The sequence below is a fragment of the Arthrobacter sp. 05T444 genome, assembly GCF_056395905.1.
The window spans coordinates 145,812-166,120 of the sequence record NZ_JBFTKK010000008.1; the positions used below are offsets into that span (position 1 = coordinate 145,812).

At 62.9% G+C, this 20,309-nt stretch carries 19 protein-coding genes; 4 read left to right on the forward strand and 15 right to left on the reverse strand.

Annotated features, from left to right (window positions below):
* Nucleotides 1–13: 13 nt before the first annotated feature.
* The 8 genes from AC1DD3_RS10235 to AC1DD3_RS10270 form a co-directional block, all read right to left on the reverse strand.
* On the reverse strand, nt 14–1,711 hold the full coding sequence (locus tag AC1DD3_RS10235; protein WP_476875776.1) for a GMC family oxidoreductase: 1,698 nt from the start codon (nt 1,709–1,711) through the stop codon (nt 14–16).
* Nucleotides 1,704–2,264 carry a gluconate 2-dehydrogenase subunit 3 family protein gene (locus AC1DD3_RS10240; RefSeq protein WP_476881563.1) on the reverse strand — a complete coding sequence of 187 codons (561 nt, stop codon included), beginning with the start codon at nt 2,262–2,264 and terminating at the stop codon, nt 1,704–1,706. The genes AC1DD3_RS10235 and AC1DD3_RS10240 overlap by 8 nt, the downstream gene beginning before the upstream one ends.
* On the reverse strand, nt 2,251–3,363 hold the full coding sequence (locus tag AC1DD3_RS10245) for an ABC transporter permease (protein ID WP_476875774.1): 1,113 nt from the start codon (nt 3,361–3,363) through the stop codon (nt 2,251–2,253). The genes AC1DD3_RS10240 and AC1DD3_RS10245 overlap by 14 nt, the downstream gene beginning before the upstream one ends.
* A 38-nt stretch (nt 3,364–3,401) precedes the next feature.
* Complete coding sequence (locus AC1DD3_RS10250) at nt 3,402–4,946, reverse strand: sugar ABC transporter ATP-binding protein (RefSeq protein ID WP_476875773.1); 1,545 nt, start codon at nt 4,944–4,946, stop codon at nt 3,402–3,404.
* 12 nt (nt 4,947–4,958) lie between these two features.
* The gene (locus AC1DD3_RS10255) at nt 4,959–6,035 is read right to left on the reverse strand and encodes a sugar ABC transporter substrate-binding protein (protein WP_476875772.1); all 1,077 of its coding nucleotides are present in this window, start codon (nt 6,033–6,035) and stop codon (nt 4,959–4,961) included.
* Nucleotides 6,036–6,140: 105 nt separating this feature from the next.
* Nucleotides 6,141–7,112, reverse strand: a complete 972-nt coding sequence (locus AC1DD3_RS10260) for a 1-phosphofructokinase family hexose kinase (RefSeq protein WP_476875771.1) — start codon at nt 7,110–7,112, stop codon at nt 6,141–6,143.
* Complete coding sequence (locus AC1DD3_RS10265; RefSeq protein WP_476875770.1) at nt 7,109–7,909, reverse strand: DeoR/GlpR family DNA-binding transcription regulator; 801 nt, start codon at nt 7,907–7,909, stop codon at nt 7,109–7,111. Before AC1DD3_RS10265 ends, AC1DD3_RS10260 begins: the two co-directional genes overlap by 4 nt.
* Nucleotides 7,906–9,315, reverse strand: a complete 1,410-nt coding sequence (locus AC1DD3_RS10270) for an FGGY-family carbohydrate kinase (protein ID WP_476875769.1) — start codon at nt 9,313–9,315, stop codon at nt 7,906–7,908. The genes AC1DD3_RS10265 and AC1DD3_RS10270 overlap by 4 nt, the downstream gene beginning before the upstream one ends.
* 15 nt (nt 9,316–9,330) lie before the next feature.
* On the opposite strand from AC1DD3_RS10270, the gene AC1DD3_RS10275 reads away from it, so the two are divergent.
* From AC1DD3_RS10275 to AC1DD3_RS10290, 4 genes are all read left to right on the forward strand, one after another.
* Nucleotides 9,331–10,326 carry a class II fructose-bisphosphate aldolase gene (locus AC1DD3_RS10275; protein WP_476875768.1) on the forward strand — a complete coding sequence of 332 codons (996 nt, stop codon included), beginning with the start codon at nt 9,331–9,333 and terminating at the stop codon, nt 10,324–10,326.
* Nucleotides 10,323–11,048, forward strand: coding sequence for an SDR family oxidoreductase (locus AC1DD3_RS10280; RefSeq protein WP_476875767.1), 726 nt, complete (start codon nt 10,323–10,325; stop codon nt 11,046–11,048). Before AC1DD3_RS10275 ends, AC1DD3_RS10280 begins: the two co-directional genes overlap by 4 nt.
* A gap of 34 nt (nt 11,049–11,082) precedes the next feature.
* Nucleotides 11,083–12,042, forward strand: coding sequence for an aldose 1-epimerase family protein (locus AC1DD3_RS10285; RefSeq protein WP_476875766.1), 960 nt, complete (start codon nt 11,083–11,085; stop codon nt 12,040–12,042).
* 229 nt (nt 12,043–12,271) lie between these two features.
* Nucleotides 12,272–13,078, forward strand: a complete 807-nt coding sequence (locus AC1DD3_RS10290) for a DeoR/GlpR family DNA-binding transcription regulator (RefSeq protein ID WP_476881564.1) — start codon at nt 12,272–12,274, stop codon at nt 13,076–13,078.
* A gap of 132 nt (nt 13,079–13,210) precedes the next feature.
* Here the strand turns inward: AC1DD3_RS10290 and AC1DD3_RS10295 are convergent, their stop codons facing one another.
* The 7 genes from AC1DD3_RS10295 to AC1DD3_RS10325 all read right to left on the reverse strand — a co-directional run bounded on the left by AC1DD3_RS10295 (nt 13,211) and on the right by AC1DD3_RS10325 (nt 20,245).
* The gene (locus AC1DD3_RS10295; protein WP_476875764.1) at nt 13,211–13,717 is read right to left on the reverse strand and encodes a hypothetical protein; all 507 of its coding nucleotides are present in this window, start codon (nt 13,715–13,717) and stop codon (nt 13,211–13,213) included.
* 389 nt (nt 13,718–14,106) lie between these two features.
* Nucleotides 14,107–15,183: an SIS domain-containing protein gene (locus AC1DD3_RS10300; protein WP_476881565.1), complete on the reverse strand. Its 1,077-nt coding sequence runs from the start codon at nt 15,181–15,183 to the stop codon at nt 14,107–14,109.
* The gene (locus AC1DD3_RS10305; protein WP_476881566.1) at nt 15,180–15,962 is read right to left on the reverse strand and encodes an ATP-binding cassette domain-containing protein; all 783 of its coding nucleotides are present in this window, start codon (nt 15,960–15,962) and stop codon (nt 15,180–15,182) included. The genes AC1DD3_RS10300 and AC1DD3_RS10305 overlap by 4 nt, the downstream gene beginning before the upstream one ends.
* A gap of 24 nt (nt 15,963–15,986) precedes the next feature.
* Entirely contained in the window at nt 15,987–17,192 is a 1,206-nt protein-coding gene (locus AC1DD3_RS10310; protein ID WP_476881567.1) for an alanine racemase, read from the reverse strand.
* Nucleotides 17,193–17,205: 13 nt separating this feature from the next.
* A complete protein-coding gene (locus AC1DD3_RS10315; RefSeq protein ID WP_476875760.1) occupies nt 17,206–18,180 on the reverse strand; it encodes an ABC transporter permease in 975 nt (324 codons plus the stop codon).
* On the reverse strand, nt 18,177–19,175 hold the full coding sequence (locus AC1DD3_RS10320; protein ID WP_476881568.1) for an ROK family protein: 999 nt from the start codon (nt 19,173–19,175) through the stop codon (nt 18,177–18,179). Before AC1DD3_RS10320 ends, AC1DD3_RS10315 begins: the two co-directional genes overlap by 4 nt.
* Entirely contained in the window at nt 19,172–20,245 is a 1,074-nt protein-coding gene (locus tag AC1DD3_RS10325) for a phosphotriesterase family protein (protein WP_476881569.1), read from the reverse strand. The genes AC1DD3_RS10320 and AC1DD3_RS10325 overlap by 4 nt, the downstream gene beginning before the upstream one ends.
* Between the last annotated feature and the right edge of the window lie 64 nt (nt 20,246–20,309).

A 20,309-nucleotide genomic window follows, 5' to 3' on the forward strand; every position in this document is an offset into this window, starting at 1 on the left:
TCACCCGGAGGTGCTAGACCTTCTCCAGAATTCGGTCGGCGCTCAGGTACGCGAGAGCCTGCAAGGTCTGGGTGGGGTTGTAGCCGGACAACGTAGGGAACTGCCCGCCTCCAACCACGTAGAGACCCTTGCATTCATGGGACTCGCCGTAAATGTCCACGACGGAATCCGCGGGATTCTCTCCCATGCGGTGGGTGCCGACTTCATGGGTGGAAAGGTGATAAGCCGGCGGGTTGGGTTCGGACCAGAACTGGGTGGCGCCCATTTCGTCGGCGATGTTGCACTTTACTTTTTCGAAGTAGTTCAGCGCCGCAACGTCGTGCTGGGACCAGTCGTGGGTGATTCGAAGCGCGGGCTGACCGAACTTGTCTTTTACCACCGGGTCCAGGTCGCAGTAGTACCGTTTCGTCGGGAAACTCGGAATTTGGTTGTGGATGCCCATGAGTTTGCGGTAATTCTCGGAAAACCAGTCCTTGAATTCCCCGCCCCAGCGGCGCATGCCCGGTGGCAGGTTGTGTGCGGCCTCGATGGGCTGCAGGTCTCCGGGGATGCTCGTGAGGACGGATCCCCAGAGAACACCTTCGTCGTTCTCCGGCACACCGTCGCAATTGAGATCATCCACCACACTGGCGGCCACCAGGGGCGCCATGAACGGGTTGCTGAACTCCGGCAACACCAGTGTGCACCAGCCGAAGCTGTGGGTCATAAAGTTCTGACCCACCTGTCCGTTGGCGTTGATGCCGGAAGCGAGCAGCAGCCGGCTGTTTTCGAGGGCGTAGCAGGCGACAACCACCAGGTCCGATTCAACGTCGTGCACCACGCCATCAGCGTCGAAGTAGGAGACGCCGGTGATTCTGCGTCCTGTCGCGTCGCGGTTCAACCGGAAGACGCGGGAGGAGGAGCGGATTTCGAGGTTGCCGGTCTGGAGCGCCATCTCCACCGAGGTGATACGGCTGGACTGCTTGGCGTTGACGTGACACAGGAACCCATGGCAGAAGCCGCAGTATTCGCAGCCCTTCAGCGACTTGTAGTCCGTGGAGGCCACGGCCGCGGGCTGCTGGAATGGGCGGTAGCCAAGTCTTTCACAGGCGGCCCTGAAACGGTCGTCGGCCGGTGCCCGGCGCAAGGGCGGCATCGGGTACTCGCGCTGGCGGTCAGATTCGAATGGGCTGCCTGCCGGATTGTGTATTCCCTTGACGTTCCCGGCCTGGCCGGAGACGCCGAGTTCCCATTCGACCTTGTCGTAGTAGGGCTCCAGATCGCCGTAGCTCACCGGCCAGTCCACCATGGTGGAGTCGCCGTCCAGCGCCGCGGGCCCGAAGCGTTCCTCGATGAGTGACTTCATACGGAAGTCGGAGTCGCGGTGGCGCCAGGAGGCACCGCCCCAATGAAGCGTTCCGCCGCCGGGGCCGATCGACGGCGGCAGGTGCAGCGGTTCGCTGTTGCCGCGGACGCCGGCTGCCCACGGCAGAAGTTGGGCCTCGGTCGCTTCATTCGGCCGCCACGTCACCGGATCGGTGGACAGCTGGGGAACGAGGGAGCCTCGGGAGTAGTACTTGACCTCGTCATGCTTGAAGGTGAACTCCTCGTTGCTGTGCATCGGGCCCTTGTCCAGGGCAAGGACACGCACGCCGGCCTTGGTCAGCTGTTCAGCGATGATGCCGCCCGATGCGCCCAGGCCGACGACGATGGCCTCTGCTTTTTCAGGCATTCGCGCCCCTCAATTCGTTGCGTAGATCTTCCAGGGATTTGATGGGGATGATGGTTGAGTCGAACCCGGGCTTCATCTGTTCGGCGTTGTAGCCCCATTGCGCTCCGGGGAAGCCGACCAGCTGCCAGCCGAGTGTGTCGTGGTTTCCGCCGTACTTCGGGTCACAGAACATGCCTTGGATGGTGTGTTCCCAGACAAGGGCGAAGAAGGTCGCCAGCGGGTGGGGCACATCCGGGTGGGAAGAGGACTCAGCATTCTCAATCCGCTCCAGGAGGCTGTCCGCGGCGTCGCCGGACAATTCGGCGAACGGGGACCCGTACAGGTCGTTACTGAAGGCATTGAGTGCCTGGACGCCTTCTCGGTAGCACAGGCGCAAGGCTTCGTCCTCGTCCGCAGCGGTCCGATCGATGAAGACAATCACGCGCGCATCGCGGGCACCCGCCCTGCCGTCGTCGTTCGGGAAGATACGTTCGCAGACGGCCTCGATTGTCTCGGCCTCTGCCTGCGTGAGGAACTGCCACTGGGTCACGGTTGTATCGCTACTTGGCGGCATCGATCTTCTCCTTTTCCTTTCCTTCGGACGGGAGGTCGGAACCCTTCCCGGTATAGCGCTTCTGGAACACGAGCTTTCGTATCGCACCAGGGAGCTTGTTTCCCACCCCGCTGGTGAACAGCACTGCGAGGAGGATGACTGCACCTTTGACGATCAGCTGCGGCTGGGCCTGGATTCCAAGCAGATCCATGATGTTGAGAATCACGGCGATGATCAGGCCGCCGAGCACCGCGCTGATGGGGTCTCCCGTGCCACCGAACAGTGACGCGCCGCCTACCACTACGGCCGCGATAGCGTTCAGCTCGTATCCTTCGCCGATAATTGCGCTGCCTTCCGTCAACTGGGCGGCGATCATGACGCCGCCGAGCCCTGCCAGCAGAGACGAACAGAAGTAGGCACCCACGATGTCCCGCTTGATCGGAAGACCCGAAAGCCGTGCAGCGTCGGGGTTCCCGCCGATCGCGAAAAGGCGACGTCCGTAGCGCGTCTGTGACATGGTCACGGCCAAGACGATCATGACAATCATGGCGATGACGACAGGGGCAGGCAGCGGCCCCAAATCTGCGGTAAAAGCGGAAAGGAAACCCTGATCATCGATGGCCACCTGGCGCCCGGTCTGCAGGATGTACGCCACTCCACGGGCAATGCTCATCATCGCGAGTGTCACGATGAACGGGGTAATTCCTCCATAAACGATCATCAGACCGTTGAAGACGCCCACGAAGCCAGCGACCAGCAGCGCCAGCAGCAGCGCCAATGGCCAAGAGACGCCTGCCTGCAGGGCAAGCCCCACAGTGACGGAGGATAGTGCGGCTACGGCCCCGACGGAAAGATCAATGCCGCCGGTGACGATGACCAGATACTGGCCGACGGCAAGCACGGAGACAACCGATGCCGTAATGAGCACGGCTATCAGGTTCCGGGACGTCATGAAATAGGGAGAAAGAACGCTCCCCACCGCCAGCACAAGGGCTCCGACCACGAAGAGATATCCCTTGGAGCCAAGCGAGTTGGTGAATGTCCGGAGGGCATTGACGGCAGCGGACAGACCGGAGGTCTGGGGCTGAGGCGGGGTGACTGGACTGGTATTGAGGGCCACGAGTTACAACTCCATTGTTAGAACTGGTTCTTGGGTGATCAGTTGAATCGATTGAGGACGGCGGCTTCGCCGTGTTCGTCGATCTCGGCACGGTCCACGGACCCGGAGATCCGGCCACGGCTGAGGATCAGCACGCGGTCGCACATGAGCGCTTCATCGATTTCTGAGGTGATCACGATGACGCTGCCGCCGTCTTCCACGAACTGACGGATAAGCTCATAGATTTCGAGCTTTGCACCCACGTCCACGCCTCTTGTGGGTTCCACGATGATCAGCGTCTTGACGCCGCTGACCAGCCACTTGGCGAGGGCAACCTTTTGCTGATTGCCGCCGCTGAGGTTGCCGACGGGTTGCCCTACGGACGCCACTTTTATGGCCAGCGCGTCCCGCATGCGGAGGGCGGCCCTGTGTTCGCTGCCCCGGTTTAGGAAGAACCCGGGCGAAAACTTCGCAAGTGAGGCCATGGTGATGTTCTCGGTCACGGACATCGTCAGCGCCAGGCCTTGGGTCTTGCGTTCCTCCGGCAACAGCCCGAGGCCGAGCCTGATCGATTCTGCGGGATCCGCTGTGTGCCGCTTCCGGCCGTTAATCTCGAAACTCTGCTGGGTCGATTTCTCGGCCCCGAACAGGGCCGCCGCCAGCTGGCTTTGACCGTTCCCGGACAGGCCGGCGACGCCCAGCACCTCCCCGCGATGGAGCGTCAAGTCGATGCCATGCAGGTCATGGCCATCCCGGAGCCCCCGGACGGCCAGGGCCACCTCTCCGGTGGCTCGGCCCACCCCCAGCCGGGGCGTCTCGCTGGAACCCAGTTGCAGTTTCGCCGACTGTTCCGTGCTCACTCCGCCCAGCATTGCTTGCAGGATCAGGTCATGGCGGCTCGCGTCGGCCTCATGGACCGCCACCCGCCTGCCATCACGAAACACGGAGATTTTGTCGCAGATCTCATACATTTCGTCGAAATGATGCGAGATGTAGATGATGGCGATGCCAAGTTTCTTCAGCTGGTTGAGGAGGTCAAACAGCTGGCGGACGTCGTGCCGGGGCAATGTAGCGGTCGGTTCATCCAGAATCAGCACCCGGGCGTCGCCGCTGACAGCCTTGGCGATTTCCACTGCCTGCCGGTGCGCGATCGGCAGGGAACCGACGGAGGCCCGGACGTCGAGATCGAACCCGAGGCGGAGCAACTGTTCGCGTGCCTGCGACCGGACCGCCCGCCAGTCGACAGTTCCAAGCACCGTCCGGGGCAGCTCGCCGACGTAGATGTTCTCGGCAACGGACAGGTGTGGCATCAGGCTCAATTCCTGATGCACCGTCATGATCCGCGCCCGCTGGGCCGCATGTGGATTGTCGAAACTGACCGGAACCCCGTCAAGGAGGACTGTTCCGGAGTCAGGCTTTTCCACTCCGGACAGAATCCTTACCAGCGTGGACTTCCCGGCACCGTTCTGCCCGGCAATGCCGTGGATTTCTCCAGGCATGATGTGCAGATCGATATTACTCAGGGCCTGGGTGCCGGGGTAGGCCTTGGACACCCCGGCCACTGCGATCAGTGACCGTGAGGCAATCTCAGCGGGCGCAGTCATGATTTCTCCTGCTTATTCTTCGCCGGCGAAGGCGAGGCTGTCGGTGACGTACTTGGACGCGTCCTGTGGTGTGACAGCGAGAGCGGGGAGCACACGCGTGGCAGGTGAGCCGCTGCACTTGCCGGTCGGTTTGCCGGCCACGGCGGCGATCGCCTCATCCACGGCGTAACCCGCCTGCAAGGCCGGCTGGTTCAAGCCGTCGGCCACGACAGGTGAAGACGGGTTAGTGGACATGCTCTTGATCACGTCCATTCCGCCGTCAAATCCGGCGATGACGACCTTGGTGTTGCCTTGCTGGTCCATCAGCCCGGAGCCCTTGAGTGCTTCGGTAACGGCGGGCATGACGACGTCCGTCTGGTTGAACACGACGTCGATATCCGGGTTGCCGGCGAGGACGTTCCGCATGGCGGCCAGCGTCTTGTCCGGCAGCGCTTCGCCGTAGTTGTTAGGGATCCGCTTGGTCTTCACACCCGGGTGCTGGGCCATGTACTTCTCCCAGCCGGCCATGAAGCCCTTCTCCCGGCTCTCCGTTACGAGTTCCTGAGGGAACAACGCCTGGATGTACAGGTTGATGGTGGAGTTTTCGCCCTTCTTCGCCACGGCTGCGGCGGCTGCCTTCTCGCCCACGAGCGCTGCGGTAGCCTCGCCGTCGTCGTGAACGTTGCAGGCGACCTGCTTGGCGAGCTCTTCGGAGACCCTGTCGTTGACGACAACGACGGGGATGCCGGCAGCCTTTGCAGCTTCAATGCCGCTGGCTACGTTTCGGTCACCAACGGGTTCGATGATGATCGCCTTGGCTCCCTTGTTGATGAAGGTGCGCATCTGCTGGATCTGGGTCTGCGCGCTTCCTTGCGCATCGACCGCCTCCATGGTGTAACCCTTGGCTTTGCCTGACTTCACGGCGCCGTCGGACATGGTACTTAGCCAGGAGTTTCCGGCGATGAAGCGCATCGAGATGCCGATCAGGCCTTTTTCGTTGGAGGACGGGGTGGCGGCTGGGGCCGACCCGCTGCATCCCGTCGCGACAATCATTGTTGCGGCAGCCAGGGAGGAGATGAGAGCGAAGCGCGTAGAGCGTTTTGTAAGCATGATGCTCCTAAAATGGGTAGGGTGTAGCCACAAATTGGTGGGGTGCAAGCCCGATGACGGACGTAAGACCACCGCCGTGGCGTAGAGATTGTTGGCCGGCAGGGACTAGCGGGGGCATTCTTCCGGCTGATACCAGTCAGTGCATGGTTCCTTGAGGGCTCGGGTACGGTCGAGATCGTCGCTGATTTCCACATTTATCGAGACGCCCTGGCCCTGATAAAGAGTGCCCTCGTGCTGAACGGCGGCAGCCGCCCACGCCATGCCCTGACGCAGGGCTTGGCTTCCACTTCCACCGCCGGCCAGGAAGCCGGCAAGCAACGCGTCGCCGGCGCCGACGGCGCTGACGACGCTATCAACTCGAGCACGACCGTAGTAGCAGCCGGAATCGTCGAGGAGGATTGCTCCGTCGGATCCCAAGCTGGCCAGGACTGCCCGTGCACCTCGTTGCCGGAGTTCTGCAGCGGCGTCGACGACGTCACCGAGATTCTCCAGCGCCCTGCCGGTGAGCTCAGCGAGCTCGCTGGCGTTGGGTTTGATGAGGTCCGGCCCGTACTGCAGCACTTTCCGCAGGGCCTCGCCCGAGGTATCGACAGCGACGCGTGCGTTCCGCACCTGTGTGCCGACTACCAGGTCCGTGTATATGGACTCGACTTCGCCGACGGGCAGTGTCCCGCAGGCGACCATCCAGTCGCCTTCGCCGACGCCGTTCAGTGCCGCGCTGACCAGAGATGCCGCTTCCGCCCGGTCGAGCGTGGGGCCGAGCTCATTGATCTTCGTCACGGTCGCGTCGGGCTCCACGAGGCTGACGTTGCTGCGGATCTCGTCCGCGATCGGTACGGCAAGGAAGGGCACACCCATGGCGGCCAGCATCGAAGTGATCTGTGTGCCGGCGAAGCCGCCTGCGGGTAGAACCGCCAGGACGTCGATCTCGTGGGCGTGCAATGCAACCGCCACATTCACGCCTTTGCCGCTCGGCTCGCTGTAGGCCCGCAGGCTGCGTACAACCTCTCCACGGGGCAGCGCTTCAACGCGCATGGTCCGGTCCAAACTGGGGTTCGGTGAAACGGTCACAATCATGCCAGCTGCACCTCGACTCCCGCCGCTCTCAGGGCCTTAAGTTCACGGCTGTCCGCGCCTTTGTCGGTAATCATGAGGTCGATATCGGCCAGATCAGCGTGCTTGCAGTTACTTACGCAGCCAAACTTGCTGTGGTCAGTCAGTAGGATTCTCTTGCGCGCGCTGGAAAGCATGATCCTCTTGACGGCTGCCTCTGCAGGGTCCGGAGTGGTCAACCCGCGATCCACGGACACTGCGTTTGCTCCTAGGAAAGCCACGTCAACATTGATCTCACCGAGTGATCTGGCGGCCCAGTGGTCCACTTGGGCCGCCGTCAGCGGCCTTATCCGGCCACCAAAGGTGTAGACGGTCAGCAGAGGCCGGTCAAGCAGGGAGGCCGCGATGGTGAGCGTATTCGTATAAACCGTCATCTCCCGGTCGCGGGGGAATAGATCCGCCAGACGCGCAGTGGTCGAACCTGCGTCGATCAGCACTGACCCGCCCGTGGGAAGGTGTTCCAGGGCCGCCTTGGCGATCCGGGTCTTTTCTTCGGCAAAGCCAGTGCGTCTGGCAACCGCGGGTTCATAGGTCAGGCGACCGACCGGCACCGCACCCCCATGTACGCGCCGCAACAGGCCAGACTGTTCCAGGAACACCAGATCTTTTCGGACCGTTTCATTGGTTACAGCGAGGTCCTCGGCGATTCCTGTTGCGTCGACCCGTCCCTCTGTACGGAGCATGGTTAGGATGAATTCGCGGCGTTGTTCCGGATAGAGCAGCCGCTGGTCTTGACGGGAAGCGTCTTCGATTTCGGTCATGAGGGCACCCTGTCTTTTGAGGTGTTGTCCGGCCCGGCGGGGGAGCCCTGCTGCGGGAAAGCCGCAACGGGAGCTTGGGCCGGCGCCGGAAAGTCATGAATGTCTCCAAAGAGGCCCGCAGCCATTCCGCCAAACAGGGCCGCTCCGCGGGCTCCGGTCTCCTGGACCGAGGAGAGCCGCACCTTACCGAAGGCGCGCTCCTTGGCCTCGAGGAGTGCCGTACTGCGGGACCATCCACCAGTCACCACCATGGAGGCATGCGGACCGACCACGGCGTTCATCGAGGAGTGGACTTCGTCCGCCTGGGCTGTGACCGCGTCCACGGCGGCCATCCATACCCGGGCCGGGGTCACGTGGCCCGATATCCCTTCGAGAGTTAGCGCCGCGGGATCTTTGCCTCTGAGTCGAAGGGCGCCAGTGCGGGTGCCTGCTGCTTCCCCGTCCAGACGGCGGATGTCACGGGTGGACTGCCCGAGCATGGACAGGGTGGTCTGCAGGATCACGCCGGCTTGCGTGCCGCCCAGCATCGTCCACTTGTCCGCAATAGCCGACCAGCCAACGGTGATGCCCGCCCGGGTCAGTTTAAGGACAGCGCCCGGCTCCAGACCGGGATCAATCGTTCGAACGAGGGCTTCTGCGGTGCCGCAGGAGTCCAGTACGTCTCTTGTTCCGCCGGCACCTGCGCCGACAACCGCGGCCTGATGGTCATGACCTGCGACCGTGAGCGCGGCTCCTGTTAGACGGCTCAAGCCCGCCTTGGCCGCAACGGTGCCGATATTGGTGCCGGCCGTGACCAGCTCCGGCAGGAGGGATACGTTGAGGCCCGACCACTCCAGGGCTTCGCTCCACCAGTCTCGGGTCGCCAAGTCAAGCCAGCCCGTGCGGGATGCCAAAGATTGTTCTGTGACCGCTTCGCCGCCGAGTGAAAAAGCTATCCATTCGGCGATATTCAACCGGCGCACGGCGCGGCCGGCGGCGGGGACATGGTCCAGCAACCACCGGTGTTTCGTCAGCGACCATTGGGCCCGCAAGGGCAGACCCGTCCGCCTTGCGAAATCGTCCTCCGTGACATGGTTCCTCAGGTCCGCCAGCTCCTGGCCGTCCCGGGTGTCATGCCACGCGATTATGGGAGTGAGTGGCCGGCTTTGGGCATCAATGAGGACACCCGACTCGCCCATGCTGGTAATGCCGAGCGCGACAATCCGGCCGGAGGGCGCATCCTTCAGGGCTAGTGACAGAGCCGCCTTTGCTGATTCCAACAAATCGCAAGCGGCGACCTGCACGCCGGACGGCGAGGTGTCCCACGGCGTTCGGGCACGGCCCTGAGCCAGGACCTTCCCGTTTTCACTGACAACTACTGCCTTGCTTGATGTAGTTCCGACATCCAGACCGACTGTTAGCACCATCGCTTTGTCACCTCCTTGGCTCCCATTGCTTATTGCGTTCTATTGGATATTATTGTGTTTGCTTGGAGTGTTGTCAAGGTCACATCCGAAAGTCCTGTGATCGCAGCCGCCTACAAAGCTTTCGTCCCGGGTTTCGGGAAATTAACTGAGGAGAATTGCATGCCTGTGGTCCACACCGGAGAGTTGTTGCGGGAGGCGATGGCCGGCGGGGTCGGGCTGGCTGCCTTCAACGTCATCAATCTTGAACATGGCGAGGCGATCGTTGAAGCCGCCGAAGAACTCGGGCTTCCTGCCGTGCTGCAGGTGAGCGAAAACTGCGTCAAGTTCCACCGGGGCCAGGTCAGGCCGCTGCTGGCCGGTCTAGCCGCCATGGCGGAAGCGTCGGATGCCCGCGTTTCCTTGCACCTGGACCATATCGAAGAGTTTCAGTTTCTGGAGCAGGCAGTGGGGACGGGGGTCTCCTCCGCCATGTTTGATGCATCGAAGCTCGCCATCGCGGAAAACATTGCCGCTACCCGGAGAGCGGTTTCCTTTGCCCGAACCCAGGGCTGGCATCTTGAAGCCGAGCTTGGCGAGGTGGGGGGGAAAGACGGTGCGCACGCCCCTGGCGTCCGAACCGATCCGGCGGAAGCGGCGGCCTTCATCGAGTCCACCGGCGTCGACTCTCTTGCTGTTGCCGTGGGGAGCTCACATGCGATGACCGCCCAGACAGCGCTTCTTGACCATGACCTGATCGGACGGATCCGCGCCGTCGTCGACGTGCCCCTCGTATTGCACGGATCTTCTGGCGTTCCGAGCACAGAACTAGCGTTTGCCATTGAGGCCGGCATGACCAAGATCAACATCGGGACCATGCTGAACATCGCCTTTACGGAGGCCGTCCGGGAGGCTCTCCGCGCCCAGGACCTGGTGGATCCCCGCAAGTACCTGGCACCAGCGCGGACCCGGACCGCCCGGGTCGTACGTGAAGCGTTGAAAGCTATTTCTTCACCTAGGACAGGACAATCATGAACGAGACCGTCAACCGGCCGCTGTTGGGCAAAACCGCTTTCATTACGGGAGGCAGCGGCGGCATCGGTGCCGCCGTCGCGGACGCCCTGTCCCAATCCGGAGCGGCTGTATGCATCGTGTCCAGATCCGGCTCGGGTTCCCGGCTTCCCAACAGTTTGACGGTTGCGGCCGATGTCAGGGATAGGGAGGCGATGAAGGGCGCCGCCACGCGGGCGGCCGAGCATTTTGGAGGTATCGACATCGTCGTCGCCAACGCCGGGGTCGGCTCCTGGGGACCTTTCATCGACACCCCCGACAGTGACATTCAGGAGATGACCGAGGTGAATGTGACGGGCCTCTTCCACACCGTGGAAGCCACTCTTCCCTATCTGAAGGAAAGAGGCGCAGGGGACATCATCACTGTGGCGTCCGAAGCTGGCCGCCGGGGGCTGCCCGATGAAGCCGCATACGTTGCCACCAAGTTCGCCCAAGTCGGATTCACGCGATCGCTGGATCACGAGCTTAGGGGCAGCAGCATCCGCTGCACGAATATCTGTCCCGGAGGTGTCGCTAGCAATTTCGGGATGGGACGCGGCCTGCGCCGGCCGGGCATGCCGGAACTGGAAGACATGATGACTCCTGCCGATGTCGCCGAGGTTGTGCTCTTTGCTCTCTCCCGCCCGCGGCACATGCGGATACTTGAGGTTGCCTTCCGGCATATGTCCGAACAATCGTGGGGCTAGAAAGCCAATATGCCGACAAGGCTTAGGAATTGCAGTGGAGAAGACCAGCCAGGAAGAAATCGTGAAGACAGCCCAAAATGTGAGCATCGGCGCCACCGGGGCGCAGTACGAAATATCGGCGGCCAACTACACCGCCGTCGTAACCGAACAACTAGCTACCGTCAGACAGCTCCGCTTCCGTGCCCGCGACCTCATTGCGGGGTTCATGGCAGACGAGCCGGTTCCCGACTACCGCGGCGCGTTGGTGGCCCCCTGGCCAAACCGCATCGCGGATGGACGCTATACATATAAAGGGCAGGAGCTTCGGGTGCCCGTAAACGAACCAGAACGTGACGCCGCCCTACATGGCCTGGTCTGTGAACGGCCGTGGACCCTGGTTTCATCGGAGCCATCCGGCGTCCGGTTGCGGCACCAAATCAGGCCAAGCGCAGGCTACCCGTTTTCGGTGTTGCTGGACGTCACCTATCGGCTGGACAATGGCGGCTTCCACACAAAAGTGTCAGCTACCAATACGGGCGATCACACCGCACCTTACGGGATCTGTCCGCACCCCTACCTGGTGGCCGGGAAATCACCACTCAATTCCTGGAGCCTCGAGCTGCCGGCCGACACATTCCTGGAGGTCACCCCCGACCGGCTTCTGCCGCTGGGCAGGCGCCGGGCTGCTGACGGGCCTTTTGACTTCCGCGAGGCACGGACATTGGGCGGCGTCGAAATCGATCATCCATTCACCGACCTCGTCCGGGATCCGCAGGGGAATGCAACGGTTCGGCTCACGGATCCCGGTGGATCCGGCGTCGGAATCCGCTGGGATCGGTCTTGCGACTGGGTCCAGGTCCACACCGCCGACCACGTGGTCGCTGAGCGCCACCGGCTCGGACTTGCCGTCGAACCGATGAGCTGCCCGCCCGATGCGTTCAACTCCGGCGAAGACGTCGTTCACCTCCTGCCCGGGGCGAGGCACATCGCAAGCTGGACCATTTTCGCCATCTAACGGCGGGTGACAACTGAACAGGGGCCAACTGCATACCCATAGGAGGGCCGCGCGGGTGGGGATCATGGCGCGGCGTTCCTGCCGAAACATGGCCACGGCACCCTTTGCGGACCTAAAGTGTCACGTCCGGCGGTGAACCAGCCAAGGTTGTCTTAACCTGGCTTCTCATTAGGGCACTTTTCGTGACACGGTTGGGTACATCACTGACGCCACACTTGAAGGAGGCCGCATGACCCCAGCCGCAGACCCGGCCACCACACGTCTCGAGACCCGTGTTCCTTTTCCCGACCAAAGGCGGGAACTCATCCTGACGACGCTTCGGACGGAAGGGCGTGCCGATGCCACAGCTATTGCCCTGGAGCTGGGAGTCACGAACGAAACCGTCCGCAAGGATCTGGTGGCCCTTGAGCAGCTAGGGCTCATCAAGCGGGTCCACGGCGGAGCGGTACCCGTCGGACGGCTCACCTACGAGCCCCCCGTTGCCTCCAGGACTGCCTTCACAGAGGAAAAGACCCGAATAGCCGCCGCAGCACTCCGTCACCTCCCTGCCGACGGGTCGGTGCTCATCGATGCAGGGTCAACTACCGCACGGTTCGCTGACTTGTTTCCCCGGGACAGGTCGATGAGGGTTTACACCAACACGCTCTCGATCGCCATGACGCTGATGGACTCTCCTCTCCTCACGGTATACACGCTCGGGGGCCGGGTCCGCCCGGTTACTTCAGCGGAAGTGGATGACTGGGCCGCCCGCGCCCTGTCCGACATCAACGTGGACGTCGCCTTCCTGGGAGCCAGCGCCGTTTCACTCGACCGAGGACTCACCACGCCCGACGCCGCCGAAGCAGCAGTGAAGCGGCTGATGTGTGCCAGCGCCCGCCGCCGGATCCTCTTGGCAGACCACAGTAAATTTGGACGGGTCAGCAATTGGAAACACGCAGGGTTGGCCGACATCGACCTTGTCCTAACGGATGATGGCATAGAGCCACAGATGCTCGAGTCCCTACGCTCAGCTGGCGTGGAAGTGGAAACGGTCTGAAATTACCCACCGAAGGCCGCCGCGCACCTCATTTCTCAAAGCCAAACCAAGCTCGCTCGTGGCGAGGAATCCGCCCGGACAGCTGCCACAGAACTGCTGGGCATAGAACCTGAGATACTCGAAGCTCTGCCGTCAGTTGGGCTCGAAGTGGAAACGGTCTGACACAATATCAGTGGTCGCCCGGCGACTCGACTGGGTAGCAGGTGGGTGGAGGTCACTCACTGCTTCCGGCCCTGCCCGGCCCCGAGACTGCTCGACTTCGATGCCGCGGGCGGTGGTCACTCCGTTTTGGATGCAAAACGCCGAAAATGACCATTCGGCACCCGGAGTGCCGACCGCCCAGGCTGGAAACCGTCCTTCGAGAACGGATCCGTTCGAGTTCACGGTGGCAACGTCATGGGCAAACTGAAGGTTCTCTGTGAGGTCGAAAGTGAAGATACCGGCCGGCGAAGCGTCTGAATACTCGATGCAGCAGTGTCGGATCCCCCCGCCATCGCCTTTCACCTCAAGCCCCACGATGAAGGACCCGGAACACGGGATGTCTCCCTGACAATGAACGAGAAGCTGACATTCGTCATCGAACCAAGTCAGCACCGCTAGCACAGGGATCGGAAGTGGCATGCGGACATGCGGCGCCATACGTTCTCCTTAATTTGAATTACTTGACGTCAAAAACGGCGAGAAAAGTCTGCGCGAAGGACTCTGATCCTAGGGGCGGCTCCTGCATCGTCCCCTTCGCCCACATCTCGCCCCGAAGAGGAAAACGCATGAAACAAATAACCACCCCTCCGCCACGACCAACCCATCAGCGAAGGACACCATGCACCAGGTACAGGTCCTGGTCGTACGGCAGCGAGCTCATGGAGGTCGTTTGGGGATTTCAAGCTCCGGCCGGTCCCTTGACGTTCAAGAATCCGGACAGGCGTAAGGGGTTGGTACCTTGGGCCGGTGTTGCCGCCGCGCTGTAAGTGGCCATCTCCACCGCTACGTCTACTGACGGCGGCGCGGCGGCCGTTCCCCGGGAGCTGTCAAATAGTTTTTGTCACCTTCTTGAGTCCTGCGGGGCGGTCTGGGTCCAGTCCTCGGCGCAGGGCCAGGCACAGCGCCAGTTGCTGCAGAGGGATGATTTCCATCAGAGGCAGCAGCGCCGGATCGAGGCCGGGGGCACCGGCAGCCGGAATTTCAAGGCCGTCCTCATCATCACTTCCGTGTGGCCCGATGATAATGGTTCGGCCGCCAAGGGCGCGGGCCGCCTGGGCAAATGCGTGAACGGATTCGCGCCCTCCGGGGCTGGCTGTGAGAGCAATGACGGGCGTGCCCGGCTCCACTTGTCCGAGGGGCCCGTGGGTCGCGTCGGCGGCGCTCCAGCCCGAGGCTGCCATGGAGTTGGTCTCCATCAGCTTGAGCGCTCCTTCCTTTGCCGTCGACATTGAGTAGCCACGGCCGACCACCAGGACCCTGTCAGCGTCCTGGAGGGTCTCTGCAAGCCGTTTCCCCCACGCCGCTGCCCGGTCCATTACCCGGTTCGCGGCTTCGATGGCTGCGTTCGCCCGTGTTTTAATCTCGCTCCAGGAACCGCCAGCGGCGAGTGTCAGTACGACATACAGGGCGAGCAGTTCGGCCGTGTAGGTTTTGGTGGCTGCCACTGAAAGCTCAGGTCCTGCCGTGAGGTTCACATGCACATCACCCAAAGCTGCAAGCGTGCTCGATTCGTTGTTGGTTAGGGCAATAACCGGGACTCCGGCCCGCTTTGCGGCGCGAACCGTGTCGAGGAGGTCCGGTGACTCGCCGGACTGCGACACGGCCAGCATGATCGACCTCGGATACCGCAGTTCCGTGCCGAACGCCGTGACCGTGCTCGGCGTCGATAGCGAGGCGGGTATGCCGAGGAGGTTGTGGGCCAGATACTGGCCGTACATGGCGGCATGATCGCTGGACCCGCGCGCGGCGAAGACCAGCAGCTCGGGGTTGACCGTGCGGAACAGTTCGGCAGCCTTCAGGAAGGCGGGCTGTTGCTGACTGATGAGATCCTGCCAGCGTGCTGGCTGTTCAGCGATCTCGGACCGCATGTGCCCCCCTGCCGGGTGGTGCCCTTCGATGGTCATGAGCTCAGTCCCGTAATCATGGCGACGACTTCGTTGTGGGATGTTTCGGCCAGCCTTTTGGTGCCGACCTGGGTTCCGCGGCGAAGTACCGAGACGCGGTCGGCGATGCGAAACACCTGGTCCATGTTGTGGCTGACGATGAGAACGGCAGCACCCCTGGAGCGGAGCTTGAGGATGACTTCCTCGACCTTCGCCGTCTCGGCGACGCCAAGCGCCGCCGTGGGTTCGTCCATGAGCACCAGGCTGCTGGCCCAGTGCGTGGCGCGGCAGATGGCGACGCCCTGGCGCTGACCGCCGGACAGGTCGCTCAGGGTTGCCTTGGCGGAGGGGATGCGGACGTCCAGGGTGTCCACGAGCTCCTGCGTCTGAGTGGCCATGGCCTTCCTGTCCAGGACGCCCAACGGCCCCTTGGTCAGTTCCCGGCCGAGGAACATGTTCATGTAGACGGGCTGGTCCTCGACGAGCGCGAGGTCCTGGTAGACGACCTCGACGCCTTTGGTCCGCGCGTCGGAGGCGTCCCGGAAGCTGACCTGCTCGCCGTTCAGCCAGATTTCACCGTCGCTGGGCTGGTACAGCCCGGAGATGATCTTGACCAGGGTTGATTTGCCGGCGCCATTGTCGCCCACCAGGGCCACGATCTCGCCGGCCTTTACTTCCAGGTCAAAGTGCTTGATGGCTACCACGCCCCCGAAGTTTTTGTGGATGCCCTTCAGTCGGAGGGGCGGAGCGGAAGCGGATTCAGGGGTGGCAGCCTCGGCTGCCGAAGGTGAGAGTGTCATGATGTGTCCTATCTGTCTTCGGTGTCAGGATTGGGCCAGGGCGAGCGGTGCGGAGCCGTCCGCTGCCCAGATGCCCTCGACCCGGGGGGTGCCTGTGGAGATGCCGGAGATGGCCGCGGTCAGTGCCCGGGTGACAAACACCTGCGGACGGAACCCGAAGATCACCGTGTCGCCTTCTGCGACGGGACTTGCGTGGTCCAACGGGATGGTGGCGTAGTAGTCGATCGCGTGTGGCGCAGGCATTTCCACCGGAAGCGCCGGGGCGGCCGAGACGTCCGAAGCGCCGGGAACGACGATCGCGCGCGTGGTGCCTTCACCAAGGACCGGGTCGACGTAGAATCCTCCGCCGAAGACGTAGGCCCTGTCATTCCACAGGTGCGAGACTTCGGTGACGTACGCGATGGCAGGCTCTTCGGCCAGATCGGCCACGGCATGCAGGGGGGTGGTTCCCGTTAGCCCATGGCCTGGCTCCACCTGTGTGGCTCCGTCGCGGGCCAGCCCCTCCAGCACCGAAATTGACGTGGTTCCGGGCGCGTTCACCGCGAATCCCGTCCGCCCGTTGGCTTCGAGGAGCGCCGCTGCACGGGCGAGGGTCCGGCGGTTCGGGGTTGCCTCTGCCGTCCCTGTCGCCGGATTGAAGAGGGTGGCGGGGAACGTGGTGATGCCGGCGAAGCGCACGCCGGGGAGAGCGTCGACGGTGTCGGCCGCCTGCACGATTCCTTCCAAGGCAAAGCCGCCCTCGTGCCCGGTGTAGAACCGGTCATCGGGGGCGACCACGCGGAGGAGGACATCCTGGACGCGGCCGCGCCTTAGTGCGGCGGCACCTGCCTCCCGGGCCTTGGTCTCGCTGAAGACCGTCCAGTACAACGGTTCCAGCGACGCGGCCAGATCGGCCTCGTGCCGAGGTATCTGAACGAGATGGCCAAGGTGCCCCACGCGGAGGCCTCCCGAAGCCGCTGCCACCGCGCACTGCAGATCGACGCCGACGGCGTGGGTGATGCCTGAGCGCACGAGTGTCTTGGAGACGTCGGGGTTGCGGCCTATCTGCTTGGTCATGGCGAACGGCGTCAGTCCGAGACGCGCCGCTTCCGCGGCGAATGCGACAGCATTCCGTTCGACGGCGTCAAGGTCAATTGCGTAGCAGTTGACGGGCAGGTCGCCGGCTGTGTGCAGCTGGGAAATTGCCGAGAGGAAACCGGGGTTTCGTCGTCGAAGCAGGTCGAGGAACATGGGGATCCTTTCTCTAGCTTTTCTTGCCGCGGAGGGAGAAGGAGACCGCAACGAGGATGATCAGGCCGCGGACGATCATCTGCTGGGAAACGTTGAGCCCGGCGAGGATGAGTCCGTTGTTGATCATGCTCATCAGGAGGCTGCCGATCAGGGCACCGATGACCGTCCCCTTGCCGCCAAACAGGCTGGTGCCGCCGACGATGGCAGCCGCGATGACTGTCATCAGGTCGGTTTCACCCAAGGTGTAGCGGGCGCCGTGCAGGCGGCCGGCGTACAGGAGACCGGCGAGGGCCGCGGCCATGGCGCTACCGACGAAGACCATCAGCCGGATACGGTTGACCTTGATGCCGCTCACCCGGGCTGCCGACGCGCTGTTGCCCACGGCCAGAACGTGGGCGCCATACCGGCGCTGCCGTAGCAGGTGCCAGCCGACGAGGACCGCCAAGACCGTCCACCACAGCATGATCGGCAACCCGAGAAGATCACCGCCGCCGAAGAGCCAGACGAAGGCGCGGTCGGTCACCGGTACCGATTGGAGGTCTGTTAGCTGTCGGGCGAGGCCGGCGATCAGGCCCATCGTGGCCAGAGTCACCAGGAATGAGGGAAGACGGACCATCGTGATGAAGAAGCCGTTGACGAGCCCGACAATGATGCCCACCCCCAGCCCGGCCAGAGCGCCGATCCAAAACTGCCCGGTTCCTTGAAGGACGACGCCGGTTGTCAACGCAGACAGTGCTACGGTCGAGCCGATGGAGAGGTCGATTTCGCCTGTACTCAGCACGAAGACCATGCCGACCGCCATGATCGTGATCGGTGCTGCCTGGATCACGATGTTGAGCAGGTTAGTCGCGTTGAGGAAGTACGCCGTCTGTGTCACTGCAAAGAACAGGAACACGAGCGCGAATCCGATGTAGACGACGTAGTTGCTCCAGTTCATCTCCTTGACGTGGGTGAGGAAATTTGGTTTCGCTAGAGTTGTGGTGCTCACGGTGTGTGTCCTTTCTGAGCAGGGCCGTGCAGTGCGGAGACGGTCTCGGTAGGGCTGGGCAGTCCGGTTTTGGCGGCCGCGAGTGCGAGCCGGACCGCGCCGGCTACTGGTGCGCGGTGGCCGAGTTCGCTGATGCGGACATCGAGTGAAGACACTCCGTGGCGGGTCAGCCAGGTGTGGAGGTGGGGCAAGAGCTCCTTCCTGCTGCCGATGCCGCCGCCGATCACGAAAACTTCCGGGTTGAGGACCGCGTTGACTGCGACGAGGGCCGCGGCGAGCCATCGTGCCTCATCGTCGATGGCGGCCAGCGCGTGTGTGTCACCGTCCTGGGCCTTCGCAAAGATCTCCCGGGTGGAGATTCTGTACCCTGTAGCCATCTCGTACCGGCGTGCCAGTGCGTCGCCTGCTACCGCTTCCTCCAACGGGCCACGCACCTGGTTTTCCGCGGTCAGTGGGTCCGTTCCGAAGGGAAGGTATCCGATTTCCCCTGCCGCCCCACTGGCACCGCGTATGAGCCGGCCGTCCGCCACGATGCCCATGCCGATCCCGGTACCGACGGAGACGAAGACGAAGTCAGAGTGGCCGAGTCCGAGGCCGTAGTGCAATTCTCCGAGAGCGGCGACATTGACGTCATTTTCGATGATCACGGGATGCCCGAGCCTCTGCATGAGGTCCTGCGCAAAAGGCACGTCCCGCAGTCCCGAGAGGTTGGGAGCCTGGTCGAAGTTCTCCCCGGAGCTGTCCGGAACTCCAGCACCACCGATGCCGGTCGCCGCGACCTGATCGGTGCCGGCGCCGACGACTGCGCACAACTCACTGACGAGGCCGACAATCTGTTCAATAACATTGACGCCTCCGGCGTTGGTGGGCACCTTCCGGTCAGCCAGGATGGTCCCGGTTTCGCTGGCAATGCCGGCCCTGATCTTTGTCCCACCGAGATCAACGCCCACCACGTAGGCCGCAACTTTGACGGCATGATTTGAGCCGGTGCTCACGGCGCCTCCTGCGTCAGGAGCCAGAGTGGATTGTCCCGCAGCATCAGATCGGCATGGGCCTGTGACAGGCCCAGTTCGGCTGCCATCGGGATGAAGGCCGCGCCAAGGTAGTTGTAACCCCACTCTCCGTGGGTTCTGGGGTTGAGGTAAACCTCGGCGCCGGTGAGATCCTGCGAGAGCAGAACTTGCCCTGCGTAGCCCCTGTCGGCCAGGTCGGCCAGGTGTGCTGCCCTGCTCGCGTCGGAGCGGTAGTAGGCCCTTTTGGAGTATTCGCCTTCGGTCGGCTGGGCGGGGCCGGGCTCCAGGACGAAGTCCCAGAATTCCTTGCCGATGGTGTCGAAGGCGATGTTGACTCCGGTGTCCAGCACCTTGAGCAGGTACTCGAGCTCGGGCTGAATGTCCATGTGCCCGATGACCACACGGCTGAGATCGGCCCCCTCCTCGTTCAGTATCTGGATCTGCTCAAGGGCCATCGTCCCGTGTGTAGTGTGCGTCACCAGCGACACTCCTGTGGCTTGGTGCGCACGCGCGGCAGCCCGAAGACACTTCTCTTCGTGGGCTGTGATTTCGTTCAGGCCCGTGGCCTGTTCACCCAGGATGCCGGCTTTGATCGACGTGGAACCGATCCCCGTGGAGACGTCCAGGGTGAACCGCTCCGTCATCTGCTCGAGGGTCGCCTCGGCGGTCCAGGCCGGGCTGTAAGGCTCCAGGTAGACGGAGCTTCCCGCCACGATGTGCACCCTGGATTGCTCCGATACGCGCTGCAGGATGTTCAGGTTTTCGCCCAGCGCCGAGCGGCCGACGACGCTGTAGGGGCTGAGGTCCACAACCGTGTCGAAGCCCAAGTCCTTGAGCCCGCTAAGGGCACCGACGGCTTGGCACACCTGGTCGTCTGCATAAGCGGGGTCGGTTGGCGAAACCACCAGCCGGTGCGGATCAGCGAGCGTCTCCGGACGTCCACCTGACAGCCATGGTCCGGGAACCAGGGATGTGAGGTGTTCGTGGTGGAGGATTTTTCCAAGTCTGGCCGGGTCGACCGGACCGAGTACGGTCTGCACAAATTGTGCCATGGGAGGTTCCTTTATAGGGGTGCCCGTAGGTTGGGCCTTAGTGATGAGGGCATGTGGCGCGTCA

What these genes read in the sequence shown, in the direction of transcription:
- AC1DD3_RS10235 (WP_476875776.1), bottom strand. Translation starts at nt 1,711, where the DNA reads ATGCCTGAAAAAGCAGAGGCCATCGTCGTCGGCCTGGGCGCATCGGGC.
- AC1DD3_RS10240 (WP_476881563.1), bottom strand. Translation starts at nt 2,264, where the DNA reads ATGCCGCCAAGTAGCGATACAACCGTGACCCAGTGGCAGTTCCTCACG.
- AC1DD3_RS10250 (WP_476875773.1), bottom strand. Translation starts at nt 4,946, where the DNA reads ATGACTGCGCCCGCTGAGATTGCCTCACGGTCACTGATCGCAGTGGCC.
- AC1DD3_RS10255 (WP_476875772.1), bottom strand. Translation starts at nt 6,035, where the DNA reads ATGCTTACAAAACGCTCTACGCGCTTCGCTCTCATCTCCTCCCTGGCT.
- AC1DD3_RS10260 (WP_476875771.1), bottom strand. Translation starts at nt 7,112, where the DNA reads ATGATTGTGACCGTTTCACCGAACCCCAGTTTGGACCGGACCATGCGC.
- AC1DD3_RS10265 (WP_476875770.1), bottom strand. Translation starts at nt 7,909, where the DNA reads ATGACCGAAATCGAAGACGCTTCCCGTCAAGACCAGCGGCTGCTCTAT.
- AC1DD3_RS10270 (WP_476875769.1), bottom strand. Translation starts at nt 9,315, where the DNA reads ATGGTGCTAACAGTCGGTCTGGATGTCGGAACTACATCAAGCAAGGCA.
- AC1DD3_RS10280 (WP_476875767.1), top strand. Translation starts at nt 10,323, where the DNA reads ATGAACGAGACCGTCAACCGGCCGCTGTTGGGCAAAACCGCTTTCATT.
- AC1DD3_RS10290 (WP_476881564.1), top strand. Translation starts at nt 12,272, where the DNA reads ATGACCCCAGCCGCAGACCCGGCCACCACACGTCTCGAGACCCGTGTT.
- AC1DD3_RS10295 (WP_476875764.1), bottom strand. Translation starts at nt 13,717, where the DNA reads ATGGCGCCGCATGTCCGCATGCCACTTCCGATCCCTGTGCTAGCGGTG.
- AC1DD3_RS10300 (WP_476881565.1), bottom strand. Translation starts at nt 15,183, where the DNA reads ATGACCATCGAAGGGCACCACCCGGCAGGGGGGCACATGCGGTCCGAG.
- AC1DD3_RS10305 (WP_476881566.1), bottom strand. Translation starts at nt 15,962, where the DNA reads ATGACACTCTCACCTTCGGCAGCCGAGGCTGCCACCCCTGAATCCGCT.
- AC1DD3_RS10310 (WP_476881567.1), bottom strand. Translation starts at nt 17,192, where the DNA reads ATGTTCCTCGACCTGCTTCGACGACGAAACCCCGGTTTCCTCTCGGCA.
- AC1DD3_RS10325 (WP_476881569.1), bottom strand. Translation starts at nt 20,245, where the DNA reads ATGGCACAATTTGTGCAGACCGTACTCGGTCCGGTCGACCCGGCCAGA.